This is a genomic window from Paenibacillus sp. JT22N15 (assembly GCF_059383755.1).
On sequence record NZ_JBXENV010000023.1, the window covers coordinates 36,545 to 56,187 of the forward strand.

The 19,643-nt window shown below is 49.8% G+C and carries 12 protein-coding genes; 6 read left to right on the plus strand and 6 right to left on the minus strand.

Annotated features, from left to right (window positions below; genetic code table 11):
* Nucleotides 1–57: 57 nt before the first annotated feature.
* The 4 genes from AC50X8_RS30435 to AC50X8_RS30450 form a co-directional block, all read right to left on the minus strand.
* The gene (locus AC50X8_RS30435; RefSeq protein ID WP_056035338.1) at nt 58–1,374 is read right to left on the minus strand and encodes a DUF11 domain-containing protein; all 1,317 of its coding nucleotides are present in this window, start codon (nt 1,372–1,374) and stop codon (nt 58–60) included.
* Nucleotides 1,371–8,000 (minus strand): DUF7507 domain-containing protein, encoded by a 6,630-nt coding sequence (locus AC50X8_RS30440; RefSeq protein ID WP_494883309.1) that lies wholly within the window; start codon nt 7,998–8,000, stop codon nt 1,371–1,373. Before AC50X8_RS30440 ends, AC50X8_RS30435 begins: the two co-directional genes overlap by 4 nt.
* Nucleotides 8,001–8,195: 195 nt before the next feature.
* On the minus strand, nt 8,196–8,981 hold the full coding sequence (locus AC50X8_RS30445; RefSeq protein ID WP_494883311.1) for a class I SAM-dependent methyltransferase: 786 nt from the start codon (nt 8,979–8,981) through the stop codon (nt 8,196–8,198).
* Nucleotides 8,982–9,235: 254 nt separating this feature from the next.
* Nucleotides 9,236–10,963 (minus strand): glycoside hydrolase family 2 protein, encoded by a 1,728-nt coding sequence (locus tag AC50X8_RS30450; RefSeq protein ID WP_494883313.1) that lies wholly within the window; start codon nt 10,961–10,963, stop codon nt 9,236–9,238.
* Between the two features lie 160 nt (nt 10,964–11,123).
* Between AC50X8_RS30450 and AC50X8_RS30455 the strand changes: the two genes are divergently transcribed.
* The 5 genes from AC50X8_RS30455 to AC50X8_RS30475 all read left to right on the plus strand — a co-directional run bounded on the left by AC50X8_RS30455 (nt 11,124) and on the right by AC50X8_RS30475 (nt 16,062).
* Entirely contained in the window at nt 11,124–11,987 is an 864-nt protein-coding gene (locus AC50X8_RS30455) for a helix-turn-helix transcriptional regulator (RefSeq protein WP_494883315.1), read from the plus strand.
* 84 nt (nt 11,988–12,071) lie between these two features.
* Complete coding sequence (locus AC50X8_RS30460; protein WP_494883317.1) at nt 12,072–13,085, plus strand: LacI family DNA-binding transcriptional regulator; 1,014 nt, start codon at nt 12,072–12,074, stop codon at nt 13,083–13,085.
* Nucleotides 13,086–13,375: 290 nt separating this feature from the next.
* Nucleotides 13,376–13,888, plus strand: coding sequence for a VOC family protein (locus tag AC50X8_RS30465; protein ID WP_494862186.1), 513 nt, complete (start codon nt 13,376–13,378; stop codon nt 13,886–13,888).
* 63 nt (nt 13,889–13,951) lie between these two features.
* Nucleotides 13,952–14,836 carry a TolB family protein gene (locus AC50X8_RS30470; protein ID WP_235533154.1) on the plus strand — a complete coding sequence of 295 codons (885 nt, stop codon included), beginning with the start codon at nt 13,952–13,954 and terminating at the stop codon, nt 14,834–14,836.
* 83 nt (nt 14,837–14,919) lie between these two features.
* Nucleotides 14,920–16,062 (plus strand): Gfo/Idh/MocA family protein, encoded by a 1,143-nt coding sequence (locus AC50X8_RS30475; protein WP_056035320.1) that lies wholly within the window; start codon nt 14,920–14,922, stop codon nt 16,060–16,062.
* 98 nt (nt 16,063–16,160) lie between these two features.
* On the opposite strand, the gene AC50X8_RS30480 is transcribed toward AC50X8_RS30475, so the two are convergent.
* Nucleotides 16,161–16,709: a GNAT family N-acetyltransferase gene (locus AC50X8_RS30480; protein WP_056035316.1), complete on the minus strand. Its 549-nt coding sequence runs from the start codon at nt 16,707–16,709 to the stop codon at nt 16,161–16,163.
* 639 nt (nt 16,710–17,348) lie between these two features.
* Here AC50X8_RS30480 and AC50X8_RS30485 point away from each other — a divergent pair.
* Nucleotides 17,349–18,182, plus strand: a complete 834-nt coding sequence (locus tag AC50X8_RS30485) for a hypothetical protein (protein WP_494883320.1) — start codon at nt 17,349–17,351, stop codon at nt 18,180–18,182.
* A 122-nt stretch (nt 18,183–18,304) separates the two neighbouring features.
* Here the strand turns inward: AC50X8_RS30485 and AC50X8_RS30490 are convergent, their stop codons facing one another.
* Nucleotides 18,305–19,606, minus strand: a complete 1,302-nt coding sequence (locus AC50X8_RS30490) for a hypothetical protein (protein ID WP_494883322.1) — start codon at nt 19,604–19,606, stop codon at nt 18,305–18,307.
* Between the last annotated feature and the right edge of the window lie 37 nt (nt 19,607–19,643).

Here is a 19,643-nt window from a genome sequence, read left to right on the forward strand (position 1 = left end):
CAGCTTGTTTTTGCAATGATTGTTTTACATATGGAACAGTTCATGTGCCCAAGCTCCTCATTCATACGAGTATTCAATGTAAATCACATTACCGTTGGAGGCCGCTTCTCCATTGTGCTGAACTCCGTTCAGTTCATACGCATATTGAGCTGTGGCTATTCCTTGCAGTACAGGGCTCGTTACCAGCGAGCTTACCCTAGCCTGATAGTAGATTTGAACTGTGCTTCCGGGCGATACATTCCCTATATTAATGGAGCCAGAGGCGTCAGGATCTGCGGAGGGTATCCCATTTATGAGGATGGACCCGCGCACTAGAACCGTTTGCCTGATCGTAAGGCGGGTCAGCGTAACATCAGCAGCCCAATTCCCGGAATTCGTCAGCAGGCCGGTATAATTAACAACAGCGTCGGGCTCTACGATAGAGGGATTCGTGCTAACCTCAAGTTGAAAGAGCGGACAGCATACCTCTGTTGAAACGGTGCTTGATACCGAGGGCTCCAGCCGTATAACGCTGCCGTCAGAGCTTCTATAGGTGCCTTCTGTGCGGGTTTCGTTGATTAAAAGCTGCCCTGGTGATACAGCATTGCTGCCTGTGACCATCACCTCAAAGGTTACGATAGACTGGGTTCTGGGGGCAACTGATCCTAGTGCGATGCCCATGGCCACAAGCTCCCCGCTTTGCATGATTCCATTTAAGGTAATGCTGTTGCGGACGAAGAGCGTGCCGCTCGGAATAGTGGATAGCAGGAGAACATCTGCGGCGACGTCTCCTATGTTGGCTACACGTGCGGTGTAACGAAGGATTTCCCCCGGACTGGCGCGGGTTTTGTTCACCGAAAAGGTAATCGTAATCTCCGGCTTGCCGATTCGGACTACAGGAAGTGTGACCGTATTGGAAAAAACGCTATCCTCGACGAGCCGCCCATTGGTCGTCTGGAATGTATAATCTGCCCGCACTCGGTTACTCAGTTGCTCGCTGGTCATTTGCAGGGCGGTCATAAGCTGGAAGGTAATGTGAATGCTCTGATGCAGGCCGAGCCTGCCAAGGTGCAAACCGGACACGGGATTGGCGCCCGGAAGCGGAATGCCATCCCGGTGTACGCTGTTAGGGACAAATTCAGTTCCTTCTTGCAGCAAATCATAGATGGCAATATCTGCGTCCCGATTGCCCGAATTAGTTATGGATACAGCGAAAATGACCGGGAGGCCAGGAAATGCCTGAGATGATTCAGAGCTTTTGACTAGGGTGATGACAGGGCCTACGATGGGTGTGTTCACCGTATTGGAATAAGTAACAAATTCCGTTCCACCTGCGCTATAGAGGATGCGGGATTGGTTTAGCAGGCTTTCTTCCTTGGCTGTGCCGGGCGTCATGATACAGTCACCTGGAAGGTAACGGTAGACGTGGCACCTGCTGCTATTGAACCGACGGCTATGCCGACAGAAGGATTTGCTGCCGGAAACGATACGGTGTCCACGGTGACGCTGCCTGCGACAAAGGTGCTGCCGACTGGAATCGGGTCAATAACGACGACATTGTTGACAGTAGAAATGCCGTTGTTCGTCACAAGAATCGTATAAGTGATAGTATCTCCAGAAACGGCATCAATGGCAGGCGTACTCTTAACCACACTGACATCTGGAGAGGAAACCGGAATGACGACCGTATTGGATGGAGCCGAGCCGGTACCGGTTCTTCCATCGGGAAGCAAGAAGGAGAAGGTGGCTACGGCCGAGTTGACCAACTGCTGTGGTGATGGCAGCGATCCAATGGTCACTTGCAGGGTTACCGTAACGGTAATCGTACCTCCTGGCGGAACTGTTCCGACTACGATGCCCTGGTCAGGATCGACTCCGGGCTGGGGCATGCCATTGATAATGACACTGTTGGGGACAAATTCGGCGCCTGCGGGCACCGGGTCTGAGAGCGTAACGGTTGCCGCCGTATTTCCAGTATTAGTGATGTTCAAATAGTAAATGACTGTATCGCCTACCGTAGCGACAGTCACATTGGAGCCCTTTAGTACGCCAATTATCGCTTGAGCTACAGGCAGTGTGACAATGTTGGACAAGGATGTACCTGAGAACGCGCCGGAAGTGAAGCTGACGGTAGCTTGGTTGCTGAAGGAGCCAGACGTTGGCAAGGTTGTAACTGTGACGCTGAAGGTAACCTCAACGCTGCCGGCAGGAGCTATCGTTCCAAGCTGAATGCCGGATGCTGGATTGCTGCCAGGACGAGGCACGCCGTCAACGCTAACACTGCCCGGAACAAACGAGGTATTGGCAGGTATCGGGTCAACCAAAATGGCATTCGTAACGTTTTCAATCCCGGCGTTGGTTACAGTAATCGTAAAAGGTACAATGTCGCCAATTGTCGTTGCGGTAAAGGTTGTGCTTTTCACAGCAGTCACATTAGGCGAGGAAACCATTGAGGTGACTGTATTTGACGGGGCGGATCCTGTAAAGCTGCGGCCATCTGTCAAGGTGTAGCTGAAGCCGGCTGTGGATTGGTTCACCAGCTGCTGGGTTGGCGGAAGTGAAGTGATCACAACCGAAAAGGTTAACGTTGCAGGGCTTCCAGGCGCAATCACGCCAAGCGGTATGCCAGCAGCAGGGTCAGCGCCGGCCAGGCCGGAGCCGTTCAGCAATACACTGTTCGGAACAAGTGTCGTACCAGCCGGAATCGGGTCAGTCAAAGTTGTCGTTGCGCCAATATTCCCTGAGTTCGTAATCGTGGATGTATACACGATGGTATCTCCAACAGTAGCATTCGTGCTGCTGACGGTTTTGACTACGGACAAAGCAGGCTGAAACACAGGCGTGACTACATTGTCAGAGAAGGCCGTAGCCGAGAGAGCACCAGAAGTAAAGCTGACAAACGACTGGTTGTTGACGAAAGCCGGATTCGGAACCGAATTAACCGTTACGCTGAAGGTCACTGGTACAGATGCTCCAGGCGCAATATCGCCGAGCGGTATGCCGGCAGCTGGAACTGCCGCAGGCTGTGATACTCCGTTTACGGTTACGCTTCCCGGAACCAAAGCCGTACCTACAGGAATCGGATCGGTAAGCAGCGTGTTGCTGATCGCTGCAATTCCGTTATTTGTCACATTGATGCTGTACGCAATGGTATCGCCAACCGTAGAAGCGGTGGTAGTCGTGGCTTTGACAATAGAAACGTTAGGGGCCGTTACGCTTACTACAACCGTGTTGGAGGTTACAGAGCTGCTGAACGGACGCCCGTCAGGCAGCGTAAAATCGAAGCTGGTTGTGGCTTGATTTAGAAGCTGCTGCGGCGTAGGAAGGAATTCGATAAGGACAGAGAAAATGACCTGAACGGTTGCTCCTGGTGCAACGACGCCGATAGGGATTCCTGTTAAAGGCGAAGCGGCAGCTTGAGGCACGCCGCCCACGATAACGCTGTTCGGAATGAAGGAGGTCCCTGTCGGGATGGTGTCCGTGACGGTTGCCGAAGCGCTATAGTTTCCGGAATTTGTAACGGCTATTGTATAATTCAGCGTATCGCCTACTGTTGCAGCGACAACGCCTGCTGATTTCACGGCCGTCAGAATCGGCTGGTTAATTGGTGTTACTGAGACGTTGGAGAAGGTTGATCCCGAAAAAGCTCCAGAAGTAAAGGTTGCAGACGATTGGTTAATGAGCGAGCCGGATGGTGGGAGTGAATCCACCAGGACGTTAAAGGTAACGATAACCGTTGCTCCCGGCGCGATCGTTCCGAGTGGAATCCCGCCGGCTGGAACAGCGGCAGAGCTTGGTACGCCATTGATTGTAACCGAGCCTGGTACGAAGGACGAGCCTTCGGGAGTAGGATCCGAAAATATGGTGTTGGTTACTGACGCAATACCTGTATTGGTCACGCTGACGGAATAGGGAACCGTGTCTCCGATTGTTGTATTAGCCGTCGTGGAGCTTTTGACTATCGAAACATTGGGGGCGGACACAGAAATACTTAATGTATTGGACAAAGCGCTGCCTGACAGTGTACGTCCATCTGGCGGTACAAAGGTGTAGGCTGCTGCGGCCTGGTTGGCAAGCTGCTGAGGACTCGGCAGGGAAGTCACCAGCGCACTAAAGGTGACAAGGACCGTTGCCCCGGCAGCCACAGACCCTACTGGAATGCCTGTAGCAGGATCAGCTCCAGCCACAGGCAAGCCTCCAACCACCACGCTGTTCGGAATAAAGGCTGTGCCGTTAGGCAGGATGTCGGTCAAGGTGACCTGTGCGGCCAGATTGCCTGTGTTGGAAACAGCGACGGAATATGTAACCGAGCCTCCAACAGAAGCGTTGGTCGTATCCGAAGTTTTCACCAGATTGATGACAGGCTGCGTAACTGGCGTATTCACGTTGTTGGATTGGGACGTTGACGAGAAAGCGCCAGAAGTAAAGCTGACCGTGGACTGATTTGAAATTACGGATGGAGCTGGCATGTTGACCATCACCTCGAAGGTTACGGTAGCAGAAGCGCTGGGGGCTAATGTACCGATTGGAATGCCGATAGCCGGATTTGCAAGTGGTACGGACGCACCATTTACAAACACGCTCCCGGAAATAAAGCTGGTGCCCTGAGGCATCATGTCGCTTATGACCGCATTGTTAATTGGAGCTAAACCATTGTTGGCGACCAGTACGCTATAGGTGAGCGTGTCGCCGCTGGCTACTGATGAGCTGCTGCTGCTTTTGAGCACGGATACATTGGGTGTGGATACAGAGATTGTAACTGTGTTGGATAAGGAATTTTTCGCAAACATTCTGCCGTCAGGCAGGGTATAGGTGTAGAGCGCATTCGACTGATTGACAAGCTGCTGTGGATTCGGCAAGGAAACGACGATAACCGAGAAGCTGACGACGTTGATTTCGGCTGCGGACACCGTGTCCAGAGCGATGCCTGTAAGTGGATCGACACCCGGATTCGGAAATCCGTTAATGACAACGCTATTGGGCACAAACACAACCTCAGGAGGCAACGCATCCTCTAATCGAACTTCAGCCGGATAATTGCCGGTATTGCTGACGGTTAATGTATACGTAAAGGTGTCTCCTACAGTTAATGTACTGACGCTGCTGCTTTTCACCACGTTAATGACGGGGAGGTAAGCGGCCGTTGTGACCAGCGCTGAGGAGGAGGATCCGGTAAAACTCCCTGAAGTAAAGCTCACATTAGCCCGATTGCTGAGCAGTGCCGGGATAGTTGACGCAACGGCTGCCACACGGACGTTGAAGCTGATCGGCACGATACTCCCAGCGTTAATGGTTCCAAGCAGTATGCCGCCGCTGGGGTCTGCATTAGGCAAGGCTGTGCCGTTCACGACGATACTGCCCGCTACAAAAACCGTTCCGGAGGGAAGGTTATCTGAAAATACAGCATTAGTTACCGCTTCTACACCGTTGTTCGTGACGGATATCGTATACGTCAGAATATCGCCTATGGTGGCAATCGTGCTGTTAACCGCTTTGGTTACAGTCACACTAGGTGAGGTGGCCGGGATATCGACAACATTGGACGGAGCTGTAAAGCCTGTAAATGAGCGTCCGCTTGGCAATTGATACGAATACGACGTTGTTGCCTGATTCACGAGCCGTGGCGGTGAGGGCAGCGTGCTCAGAAGGAACTGAAATGTAATAGGAACGGAGCTGCCGGGCGCAATCAAGCCGAGAGAAATACCCGCTAGCGGAGAAGCCCCCGGGACGGAAACCGTGTTAACCGTGACACTTCCAGGCACAAAGGAGGTGCCTGCCGGAAGCGTATCCGTTAAGGTCGCTTGTGCAGCCAAATTGCCGGTATTTGAGACGAACACCGTATAAGTTAAAGTATCTCCAACGGTGGCAACGTTCCGGTTCACCGATTTCACTGTACGTACAATCGGCTGATAGACCGGAATGGTTACGGTATTGGACAGCGATACACCGCTGAATGCTCCGGAGCTGTACGCGACTGAAGCTCTGTTGACAAATTGAGTCGGAGAGGGCAGCGATGATGATGTTACTTGGAAGGTGATGGTTGCTGAACTGCCCGCATTCAAAGTGCCGATAGCAATGCCGCTTGCAGGATTAGCCGACGGCTGAGGGGCTCCGTTCAGGGTCACGCTGCCGGCTACAAGAACAGAACCGCTCGGCATGGCATCGGTCAAAGTTACATTCGTGACGGGATCAGTGCCATTGTTGGCTATTATTGCGGTATAGGTATAAGCCTCTCCGACAGAAGCATCAGGTACGCTGGCGCTTTTGACGACTGCTACATTCGGCAGGGCAACAGGCAACGTTACGGTGTTCGAGGCTGCCGAGCCGGAAGAGGCTCGGCCGTCGGGAACCGTGAACGTATACGCGGCGGTAGCCTGGTTTACCAGCTGTGGAGGAGAGGGCAGATTTTGAACCAATACCCGAAAGGTGACGGTGGCCGAGCCGCCTGCCGGAATGGAGCCAACCGGAACCCCTGCAGCAATATTGGCTCCCGGCACGGTCGCACCTCCCACGGTCACGCTGTTCGGCACAAACGAAGTGCCCGCAGGTATCGGGTCCGTTACGGTTGTCGTGCCAGCGATATTGCCTGAGTTGGTCACAACAATCGTGTAAGTGACGGTGCTTCCCACAGTTGCATTAGCTGTGCTTGCTGTTTTTTTCATCGCTAGAATCGGCGAATATACGGGGACCGTGACGCCGTTTGACGGTATAACAGCAGGTGTGATCGGGCCTCCGGCTATGCTTTGGAAATTGAAGGAGGCACTGGCTGTGTTGACGAGCAGCTGTGTGCCGGGCATGGAAGTTACCCGTGTGCTGTAGGCCACGGCAATAGAGGCACCTGGCGCTAAAGTACCGACCGGTACGCCAGCCGTAATATCGTTGGTCGGCCTTGCAGCACCCGCAACCGTGACGCTGCCCGCAACGAAGGTTAATCCGGCCGGAAGGCTGTCGGTCACAATCATATCGGTGGCATTGGCTGTTCCCGTATTGGTGACGGTAACGGTATAACGAATCGTATCACCGGTCAGGGAGCCGGATACATTAGCCGATTTGGTCACACCGACTCTCGGTGCGTTAATATCGATTTGCAGGGCATTGGCATTCAGGACATAGGCATCGCCAGAGGTCGTTAATTGAAGTACAGCCGAGGTCTGATTATTGACCAATCTGGCCGATATATCCACGTTGGTAATGTCCCAGCCCTGTCTTCCTCCCGCAATATTGCTTCCAGGCGCACCGTTGGTCTGGTTTCGGCTCCCGAAGGTGCCCGTTGTATCCAACGCGCCGGCATTATTATTGATCTGGGAGGCAAAAAAGTTGTTGGCGAAATTGTTCGTACCCGACAAAGCAACCAAGGTTGCAGTTGTAGGGCCGAACAGCGCCTGATCACCGTTTCGGTTGGCATCCCCCTCTTGAGCGCTGAATAACGCTCTACCTCCAAGAGCCCCAGATACAGGCGTAGAGAATCCAGTAAGTGTAGTATTAACAGCTGATGAGGTGCTTTGAACGAGAATGGCCCCTGCCCTCAGAGACATATTGCGAAAGGGAAGGGAGGCATTTTGATAAATGACGCCGAGTGTCCATCCGGCATTGTTGGCGGTTGGATCACTGCTGATCGTCAGGGTGCCTACGACCCGTCCCGTTGTATAGGTTCCTGCACCGCCCTGCTGAACCAGCGAGGTCACATTTGCCGTTCTCACATATCCAAGCGCCCCTCCGCCCAGATCAAAGATGTTGCTAGTAGCCGAGTCAGGCGATACGTCAGAGGTGGCCAAGGGGGTGGCGAAGGACACCGAATTATTAATGGCTGCCGTCAGATTGGTGGTGCCGTTGACGTAAGTGCCGCCCCAGATCAGCTCTGCGTAAAGCACGGTGCTTCCTGCTGGAAGATTCAGGACGGCTGACGAGCTGTTGAGCAGATAATTATCCGTGGTGCCAAAAGGATAGGTGCCATATCGCAGGGCGGTATTGGTTGTAGTGAATGCGCCAATGCTGTCGGCAGTTCCGGGTATGCCAGACACCTCGGAACGACTGAGGCCGAGGGTGTTTCCCGTAAAGGTAATGGCGCCTGTTGCATTAACAGTTGCCCGAACGATAAGTGGAATGTTGATTCACCTCCATTTCGGAAAGACAACTCCATAAAAGTTTCTATCAACTCATGAGTATGAGCCTAAACTCTTGAATTTGTCTGTCCACATTCGGGCAAGGCAAATAAATTATCGATAATAACGGGATCGTTTCCTGGGGTTGCCTGAAAATCGCGGCGCTTTTTTGTGGAGGCGTCTCCGAGCCAAAGAACGCTTGGGGGGGATTGGCGGAACGGCATCGGTTTCTTCTGGAAAGCGATGCTCGGCTTTTTCTATCGGATCCGCAGGAGGCTCAAGTTTGCGCAATGCGTTTACGCAGAAGGGCTCCATTTGGGATTGCCGTGACAATTGATCAAGCTCGGATGCCGAGATATGCTCTTTGACGACGACGAAATGATACATGATTTCATCCACGACATTGGCCTGAAGCCGTTGAAGTTCTTCCAGTTCTTCCGATTCATACATAGGGGAGCGAAAGATTTCGTTGTAGAAGTATTCCATGCGAAGCAAGCGGAAATCAAATGGAATTTCCTCCAAGTCATTATAAAACTTGATTTCTGGAGATTCTGGTCCGTGTGGCGGCTGATAAAAATGCTTCGTTAAATAACGAGGGGTATGCTCGTCAAAGCGATGCCGAAGCAGAGGATTTGTTGCGTTTCTGAAGCTGTGGGCATAAGGGGCCAGTATGCATACGACGGATTTATGAATAGAAATACGATAGATTTCCTTCAATACGGCATGTAAATCTTGGACATAAGGTAGACTGCGGGATGCCAACACCCATTCTATCGAATTATCAGGCAGAGGAATGCCGTTGTTCACATCCCATACCAAATCCACGCCATCCAGAGGACGGCGGTCAATTCCGTAAAAGTCAGGGTGCTTGCTAGCGCCGCAGCCCAAATCCAGTTTCATCATCGATCCCTCCTGGGTATGTGTAAATTCAACGGCTCCCACTCTATAAAGTATCCTAGGGAAGGTCAAGATGTGACTGGAAGGATAGCACGGACAAAGCAGGAACAGCTTTGGACTAAGGCAAGGTACATATCTATGGTCTCCATATTCCGCTCTGCAAAAAAACGCCGAAAAATACTCCTGCTTGGCAGGGAATTGTTCGGCGGTAGTTATTCCTACTTTTGTAGATGAGAGCTTGGAACGTTATCGTTAGGCTATTCGTGCAGATCCGCAGTATCGTTCCAAGATTGGTATATGCGCCGCACCTCGCGGAACGCTTGTTTAGGCTTGCGGTATTCGTTCAGCAGGCCTTTATTGTTGAAGCTGCGCGCACGGTCGCGAAAATGCTTGCCGTCGCTCTTCAGATCGCCCCGGATATCGGCGAATTGCCAAATATAGGTGCCGCCGATTTTAGCATCGTTGCGGAAGATGTCCAGCGCCTCCGTTACGATTTGCGCCTGGTAGTCCTCGCTGAACAATCGTGGCTCCCAGCCGACGTCTCCAAAGATGCCCGCTCCCCCGAACTCGGTCATGAGCACCGGACGATCGCCCGCCCCTAGCATTTCCGCCCGCTCGTGGAACTGCTGGAGCATTTGCCGAAAGCCGCTTATATCGCCTTCGTACCAGCCATAATATTTGTTGATGCCAATGACATCAAAAAGCGGAAGCAGAACATCCTCCAGCGGGTGCATCGTGGCGTAAGTAACAAGTCTGGACGTATCCATTTGCTTGACTAAGGAAACGAGCCGCTTCGTCATCTCATAGGCATCCTGCGTACGGGAGTCGATCTCATTATGAACCGACCAGAACACGACCGATGGATGATGGTAGTGCAGGCTAACCATCTCTGAAATCATAGTGAGCGCACGATCCTGGAACAATGGCTCGCAGACCGTTTCGTTTGGCAGAAAGGCTCCCCACATCGGGATTTCACTCCAGAAAAGGATGCCATGCTCATCCAGCAGGTCAAGCCAATAAGGGCTTTGGGGATAATGGGAACCCCGCACGGTGTTGCAGCCAAGCTCCCGGATGATATCGAGGTCCTTCTGCATCAGCTTTGGCGGAAAAGCAAAGCCCCACTCCGGGTGCTCCTCATGGCGGTTCACACCCTTCAAATAAATTGCAGAGCCATTAATGAGAATCCGGTGGTCCTTTGTTTCTATTCGGCGGAAGCCGATTCGATCGATTTTGTCGTCAAAATCGGTACGAGCCTCTATTTTATACAATTCCGGCTTACCGACATTCCACAACCGAACGTCGCTCCAATGCAGCTTCACTCTGCAATCTACAGACTGGCCTGCCTCTAGCTTAACTTTCTCGGAGTGAAAAACATGTCCGCCTTCGGAAAGCTTCAATGTCGTGGTGATAGCTTGCTGCGAGAGGGAGTTAAGCCTTACTTGAATGGAGAGGTCTGCCTCTGCTCCTTCCAACAAGTAGTCGATTTTGAGCTGCTCAATATACAGATCCGGCAAAAGCTGCAGTTCAACGGAACGGATAATGCCGCCGTAGTGGAACCAATCGACGTGCTCCGTCGGAATTGTAAGGCGATCCAATGTGCTGTCTGTCCGCACGATAAGCTCATGCTCTCCCGCACTTAACGAAGGAACGACAAAGTCAAATGGGGTGTAGCCGCCATAGTGATAACCGAGATGACGTCCGTTCAAATAAACATCGCAATGGCCTAGCACGGCATGGAAAATCAGTCTGACATGCTGCGCATCTGCAAGCCGAATCTTTTTTCTATACCAGGCAACGCCCTCGTAATGGAACAGAGACAGCTCGTTATTCCAGCAGGATGGAATGTATAAAGCTTTTGAATCATGTGGAAATCGATCGAACCATTTTTCATGGAGTCCTTCATTGCCTGAATCTGTTACAAAGTCCCATGGCCCGTCCAATAATGCTGTCTTGCGAATATGATGCTCGCGAAAAGTCCTTAACAACGGTATTCCTCCTTCTTCACTAGGAAGCATTAGTCAGCTTGGCTATCGTTTGATAATATGGATAATAGCATGCGGCGTTTTGAGGCGGAATGGAATAAACCTGCAATCGCATGTAAAAATCGATCCTCTATTGAAGCGGGATCGGAGAGGGGGTATAGAGATGGAGCTAATGCCCTATCACACGAATAACCTAGTGCTGCACATTCATTTCGTCCTCGATAAAATAACGTATCCGGGCTGGGAGGATGTTCGCAATCTTGTGAATGTGCACAGCTTGTACTGGATTCATGGGGGAGAGGGGACCTTTCTGACGAACACGGAGCATAAGGTGCAGGCGGGCATGCTCGCTTATTTAAAGCCCGGTCTTGAGATGTCCATGCGCTCAGAGCCGCATGCTCCGCTCCGCATGACGATGGTTCTCTTCGATTGCGCGGAGCTTATCTATGATGTGATGTGGGGGGAGGTTAAACCAATTAACAAGCTTACGCTCCCTTTTTTAAGTCAATATCAGCCAAAGCAAGCGGAAGAGCTAGGGGAGTTGTTTCGTGAAGCACATGAGGATTGGTTCGCAGGAATTGCGGCTGGCGCTAGCGTTGCCCAATCCAAACTGCAAATATTGCTGCATAGACTCCACCAGATTGAACAGCCGGACTGGAACTTGGCTGAATCGGGAGCCATCGCCGCCTTTGAACAAATAAAAAAGCATTTGGAGGGCAGCTATAGGGAAAACTTGCGAATTGAGCAGCTGGCTAAGGAATACAGCATTTCCGCTTCCTATCTGCGAAAGCTTTTTCTCAAATATACAGGCATGGGACCGAAAGAATATTTGAACCATCTGCGCAACCAGCAGGCTTGCGGCTATTTGCAATTTACAGATTATCCGGTTAAAGAGGTTGGCAGGCTATGCGGCTATTTCGAGGAGTTTCACTTCAGCAAAATGTTTAAGCTGCTAAACGGCGTCTCTCCCAGCGCCTACAGAGCGATGCAGAGAAGGGGAGAACAGCATCTAGAAAAGAAAGATTAAAAAAAGCGTTTTCAATCATATTGCCCTAACGAATATAACATGTTAATATGTTAACGATAACACATGGGAATCTGGAGACTGAAAATGAATATTAAGATGTCGGATGTGGCTAAGGCAGCTGGTGTTTCGCTTGCGACCGTCGGCAGAGTTTTGCATAACAACGGTTATGTATCTGAGGATAAGCGCCGGGAAATCGAGCGCATCATCAAAGAATTGGGATATATTCCAAACCGAATTGCACAGGGGCTGAAAAGCAGCCGCAGCAACATTATTGGACATTTGACGCTATTCAACACCAATATGCAGTTCAAGGAGATCAGCTCCGCGATTAATACGGCAGCGGCAAGCAGCGGTTACCATGTGCTGACGCTGACGAGCCATATGGGCCTCGGCGAGGAAGAGCAGCAAATTAACGACTTGATCGGCCACCGGGTGGATGGAGTCATTCTGACTTCCTATCATTCCATTTCCAAAGACTTAATTGGGCGTTTAATTGAAAATCATATTCCTGTTGTGATGATCGAACGAACCTATGATATGCCGATGGTAGACCGCATTGTCGTTAATGATCGTGCGAGTTCATTAGGTGCCGTCCGGCATATGCTGCAAAAGGGCCATCGGCGAATTGCCTTTATCGGCTCCAAGCTGGGGCATCAGGTGGAAGAGGATCGTTATGCCGGTTATTTGGATGCGCTGAACGAGGCGGGAATTGCCCCTCATGAAGAGTGGGTGCAGGTGATGCCCGAATATTCGATCGATGCAGGCCGAATGGCAATCGACCAGCTGTTAAGGGCTGGACAGCCGCCTACGGCGATTTTTATGACCTCTGATATTTACGCCTGCGGAGTATTACAGATATTGTATGAACGCGGTCTTCGCGTACCTGATGATCTATCGCTGATCGGATATGACAACACGCTGTCCGCTTTGCTGTCACCGCCGATTACTTCCGTCGGCTTGCCATTTAAGGAAATTGGCGATCATGCTTTGCAGCTGCTTTTGCAGCGAATGAATGATCAGGAAGCCACATCTTGCACAATCGGGATAGACCCTTTTCTGATGGATCGCCATACGGTGCGAGAATGGAAGGGCGACTAAAGCCATATGGTCTGAAAAGGTAGACGGCGGCCTTCCCTTCGGCCCGGCGGGTTTTCCCATCGGGCTCCCTGCTCCTTGCTTTTTAGCGTCCGCACCGCGGTAGCTGGAAGATTTTTTGAGTGAGCACGGTTAAGCATTGCCTAGTTATATAGCCAATGTGTTAACGTTAACACATTGGCTGTGATTGATATGTTAACGTTAACATATTGTATGAACACCAGCTAGCTTCATGTTTTTGCATCGTTATTCATCTGCATGGCTTTTAAACGAATCGAAGGAGTGGAAAAAAAATGATGACTCAATCGCCACCTGTAATGACCCAGATCTGCCTTGTCGTTCATGATGCGAAGCAGGCCAGCGCCAATTGGTCCAAGGTGCTCGGCGTCCAGCAGGCGCCTGTAGAAATATTCCCAACGGAAGGCTTGCTTCACTATACGCATGAGAAGGCCGCTGAATATAGCGGCTGCAAGGTCGCCAAATATGAGCTGGGGAATTTCATACTAGAGCTTATGCAGCCAGCGGAAACGCCGAGTCCATGGAGAACCTTCTTGGACAATAACGGACAAGGCGTATTCCATTTCTGCCTGTTTGTAGATGACCGGAAGGCAATGTATGACACGCTGGAGGGCATCGGAGCAGAACAGCCATATCATGTCGGCTATTTCGGCAAAGGCTCGTACAGCTATGTAGACACGAAAGCGCAGCTTGGGTTAGAGCTCAGCATTAACAACTTGGCTGACACTAGCCAATTAATGGAGCTCCTGGTCAAAGGGCTGGCCAAGCCTTTAGACGAAGTGAAATAAGCGGATTAATCGCATCAGACATGAAATCACAAGCTATTTTAAATATCAGAGGGGGATTGAAAAGTGGACATTCATGCGCTCAGAGCTTTGATGAAGCAGCGGGATAGCTACAGCCTATTGGAAACGCTCGATATCGTTACGGGGGAACGGACGGTTTTACGAGAATTCGACTACGTCATTGAAGCTCCGAATTGGACGCAGGACGGCCGATTTCTAGTTTATAACGGCAATGGCCGCATGTACGCCTATGAATTGGACAGCCAAACGGTTAAGCAGATTGAAACCGGATTTGCGATCGATTGCAACAACGATCATGTGCTTTCTCCCGACGGCACGAGGCTTGCGGTCAGCCATTTTACGGAAGAGGATGCAAGCTCCCGAATTTACGTGCTGCCACTCGAGGGAGGAACGCCGGAACTTGTAACGCCGAATGCTCCTAGCTATTTGCATGGATGGTCTCCTGACGGCTCGACGCTTGCTTATTGTGCGGAAAGAAAGGGTCAATACGATATTTATACGATTGCTGTGAGCGGCGGCGACGAAACACAGCTGACCGATGTTCCAGGAAGCTTGGATGATGGACCTGAATATTCCCCATGCGGCCGTTGGATCTGGTTCAATTCGACGCGAAGCGGCCTCATGCAAATTTGGCGGATGGACGCTGACGGGGAAAATCAGGAGCAAATGACTTTTGACGATGCGAACAGCTGGTTCCCGCATGTGTCTCCCGATGGCAAATGGGTATGTTATGTGGCCTACCGCACCGAAGATGTTGCCCCCGGCGAGCACCCGCCGAACAAACAAGTGGAGCTTCGCTTAATGCCTGCCGAAGGCGGAGCGTCCCGCACGATTGCCAAGCTGTTCGGCGGTCAAGGCACGATTAACGTCAATTCATGGGCGCCGGACAGCCGCAGGCTTGCCTTTGTTTCGTACCGCTTGAAGGCTTAACGTTCTAATCCCGGATGAACAAAGGACGATTCTCTTTTTCTGGGCGTGAGCTATTTTTTATAATATAGAAGGGGTTGACTAGGATGACAGCTTTGAAACCTGTAAAAGTAGCTACTATTGGATGCGGAGCGATTAGCGACGCCTATTTAAGCACGATGATTAACCAGTTTCGTATATTAGAGGTCGTCGGCTGCTATGATCGTAATTTGGACAAGACCGAGCGCACTGCCGAAAAATACAACATTAAAGCGCTCACCATGCAACAAATTTTGGAAGATGACTCTATTGAGCTCGTTGTTAATTTGACTGCTTCGACCGCCCATTACAGTGTCGTCAAGCAGCTGCTGGAAGCTGGCAAGCATGTTTATACCGAGAAGGTGCTGGCGCTGGAGCTGGAGGAAGCGGCCGAGCTCGTGAGAATTGCGGATGAAAAAAACCTATACCTTGGCGTCGCCCCGGATACGTTCCTTGGAGCTAGCATTCAGACCGCCAGATATGTAGTCGAAAGCGGGATGATCGGAACGATTACATCCGCTCACTGCGCCTTAAGCAGGGATGTATCCCTCTTCGCGGAGCTGTCTCCGAATGCGATTAAGCCCGGCGCGGGTATTGGTTTTGACGTGGGCATTTATTATATTACCGCTTTGCTGAGCCTTTTGGGACCTGTGGCGGAGGTTTCCGGAATTGCGAAGACGCTGAACAAGGAACGGCAGCATTATTATATGGAGAAGCTCGATGAGTCCTACGAAATCCAGTGTGAAAATCTAATGGCCGGCACGCTGCAATTTGCGAGCGGGGCGGTCGGCAGCATGCTGTTTGACTCCAATTCCATACTGATTGTCCCAGAGAAGCCTACGCTGGTGCTGTACGGCACGGATGGCGTGATGTATATGTCAGATCCTAACCTTTTTGGAGGGGAAGTCAACGTTATATTGAAGGGGAACACGGAGCCGATGGTGATGCAGCAATCCCATAGCTTCACGCAGGAGAGCAGAGGACTTGGCGTTGCAGAAATGGCATGGTCCATGCGCAAGGGCAGAGCGAACCGGGCCAGCAAGGAGATGGGCTATCATGCGCTGGAAATTTTACACAGCATCGTAAAAAGCGGCGAGACGAAGCGGCACATCGCTCTGCAATCGACCTTTACCAATATGCCGGCTTTGCCGAGAGGCTATGTGACTAATTCCCATTTTAAATTTCAGGAAGAGTCTGGACTTGCTTATTAAAGCAGCCGGGCAGTAGGAAAACAGCAAATAGTAAAAGATTGTAATGTAAAAGGGGCGCTCTTTGTTGAGTGCTCCTTTCATATATGATTCATATTGACTCAACTATCGTACTTCTTTAGCCCAATTAGTCGTTTTGAATAGCAATGTCTATTCTTGCCTCCGTACATCAGTCGTGTAAACTGAAGAGTAAAACCTGCAGCTTCTAGATTATGAATACTTGTATGGTTCTGAGGATGCACAGTTGAATATAGGTACAGGCATTCTTTTTCCACCGCACGCTTTTCTCTCAGCTCATGAAAGAAGCTTTGTAGACCAAGCCCGCGAGCGGATTCATGGACTACAGTTGAATCCAATACTGCAACAAAGGGCAATTCTTTTTCTGGTACTCCAAATTCAGTTCCTAGGTTACTCTCACTTACACCGGGAAATGCCAAAACTGAATAAGCAACTAATTTCCCATTATGAAAAGCACCGTATACCTCACCCTTTCCATTCATAAGCTCGAGGAAGTAATCTTCGTCATTCATTGCAAAAAGATCCTGGAAAGGCAGCCGTGAAATTACCTCAAGCATAAGCGCTCGTATATCTTGAAGTTCTTGATGATATAAACGTCGTATCTCAAATGGGTAACCTTCTTTTATACGCAATGTTAGAGTCCCCCTGACGGATTTTTGTTTTGCTCGGTTGAAATTACAAGTTCTTCGTTTATCCTATACAAAATCATTATTGTTGTAAATACAATAAAAAACGACTGGTAGGTGACCGAACAACAGAAAAAGGTAAGCAAGCGTCCTCTTTTCTGTAAAGAGTTAGAAAAATGATTGTGGTAGAGCGGGAATGGTTGGATGGAGGCTGTTTAGTGGGGCTACTCGAACCAATTGGTCGAAAAGGATTGCAGCCTGTTAACTAATACGTTACAATTATAGGATAATTATTACAAATAAGGATGCAAGAAGGGGTGTTTTGCTGCGGTTTATTCTTCATCTAGAGTTTCTCAAAAAATAATTGTGACAAGCCCTCAATTATAATGAGAAAGGAAGGATCGTTTGACAAAAAAGATGCTGCCTGTAACGATACCAATAGTTGTGGGGTACAAAAGATATTCCCATTTTTTAGCAGTAATGAGTAATGATGAAAAGTCTCAAGCCTGGATATTGAATCATTTTATACAGCTGTATACAGATAAGCCCTTCGATAAAGACATTCATTGGCTGAGCTTTTATTTAGGGGAGCCCCTCATTTGGAGGCACAACAATAACCCGTGGATTTATACGCAAGAAATAGAATTGAGTCTAATTAACCAATTGACTCCATTAGATGAGTTCATTATTAGCTGCATTGACAACAATCAATATGTTTATATAAATTGCGATTATTTTTATGTGCCTTATTCGAATTTTTATGGGAAGGCCAATAGAAGAAGCCAATTGCTTATTACGGGCTATGATTTGGAGAAAAATGAATTTACGCTGATGGATTATTTCAACGCCCAGTACATGGCTGTCACCATCTCCATCCCGGCGCTTGTTCATGCTGCGAAACAGGGGATTTATGGACAAGTGTTAAATCGCTCCAAAATCGTGGTCATTGAATTAAATCAAGTCGAGCATTATGAATTTAATTTTTCGTTAGCGAGCAAGCTGCTGAAGGATTATTTGTACGCTAGAAATTCATACGAACGAATGCCTTTATTCACGAAGCCGAGGGAGCAGGCCTCATACGGCATCGATGTTTATACGGATTTACAGCATTTTCTTGATCGGATTGAACAACAGAGCACCGCGCATTCAAGCTTGCCTTTTCATATTTTGTATGAGCATAAAAAATGCATGCGCTTACTTTTTGACTATTTAAGCAAGACAGGAAGGATTAAGCCGTCAGTTGCGTTAGCTGATGAATTTGCACTTTTAGTCGACAAAACGCTTGTGCTGCGCAATCTCTATCTGAAACTCGAAATTAGTGAGGACCTGCTCCTCATTGGCAAAATGAAGCAATGTGTGGAAACGATTAAAGCTTTGGAAATTTCAGCGCTTGAGAAGCTGATTGGGTTCATTGATGACGCGGGCAGCATTAATTTGAAGCAGGAGACGCTGGATGAAGCGTCCTCCGTGCATAGCTGAGGCTTTGGTTTGAAAAATGCAAGGCTGACGATGGGCATTAATCCATCGTCAGCCTTTTGCAATTCATAAAGATTGAGAGGCTGCTCTGCTGCTGCAGAGTGCCCGCTTATTACGCCCCATTTTTAACCTTGTTCATATATAAGGGTTCGCCCATCCTCGGAAATGCGCGGTTCCGCCTTGGCGGCCGAATCCTTGACCGGTGCTGCTGGCGCTGCATCAGCGGGCTTTTTCACTTTATGAATGACATCATAGCTGTAGTAGCTAATATCCGTTTCTTCTATGTCATAATTCGTAGTGTTTTTTAGTGCATAGGTATAGGCTTTGATGAGAGCGACGTTAGAATCAAGCCACCGAACGACTTCTATCGCTGAATGATCGCCTGCCGCGGCTTTCAACGAAGCAATAGGCAGTCCATCATGGTCATAAAAATGAATTTGCTGAGGAGCCAGCTTTAAGTAATCAATATCGATGCCTGTAATGCGATGCCGCTGCTCTGGAGCCGTATCCATCCAGGCCACGGTGCCTGCCGGATTCCATTTCATCAATTCGGAGGCGACATAGCGTTTTTCCGGAAGTTTAACACTTTTAAGCGGTTGTCCGTCAGCCGTGTAAAAAGTAACCTCCCCGCTTTCATCGTTGTGGGCGAAACGTTCAAAGTCAGGTGAAACGAACAAGGAAGGGGCTCCGGTCGTCGAATGAGGGATGACGCGGAGCAACTTTTCCGGCACCCGATCCTGGTTGTCCTCGCCTTGCAGGTCGAAAAACCACACTTTCCCCAAATAGCTCTGCATAAACAGCTGCTGCTTCTCTTCGTTCCATTGATATTGATAAATGTAGTCGTAGTCGTCAGCTAGCGGCCAAAAATCCTCTCTAATCCGTGCCATTTCACCTGATTTTGCATTTAAAGTGGACAGGTGGTAGCGACCACTGTCGCCAATGATTTCCGGTTCAAGAAACACGAGCCGTTCCTCGTCCAGTTTGAGAAGCTGCCGCTCCTTCCCGGGATGAAAAGAATTGTACCAGCGATTGTTGGAATCGGTAATCGTCTCGCTCCATTCGACCTTTACCTCGTCCTGTCCGGGGCGGTGCGAAAGAAGCGCATTTGTAACGTTATCGTCGCCGCGGTACAGATTGACCATGTGATAGATGCTTCCTTGAAGCTCAACAGGAGGGCTGCTGCTCATTGAATAATGGCCGAAAGAAGCGGGTAAAGCTGCACTTAGGCTGCCATCGGCGTTGCGGCTCGTTGTAAAGCTCAGGCTGCTCAGCTCAGCAGCCGAATTCGTAACGGCAGCCGCAGGCTGAGCCGTTGAAATGGGCTTCTCGGTTGCTGTGGGTGTCCCTATTTGGCTATCATTCGAACAGCCACTTATTAAGAGGCTGAATAAAATACAGCCTTGAACGGTTATATGTTTTGCTTTCATGTTTGCACTCCCCTTAGTGAAATAAACGATTAATTAT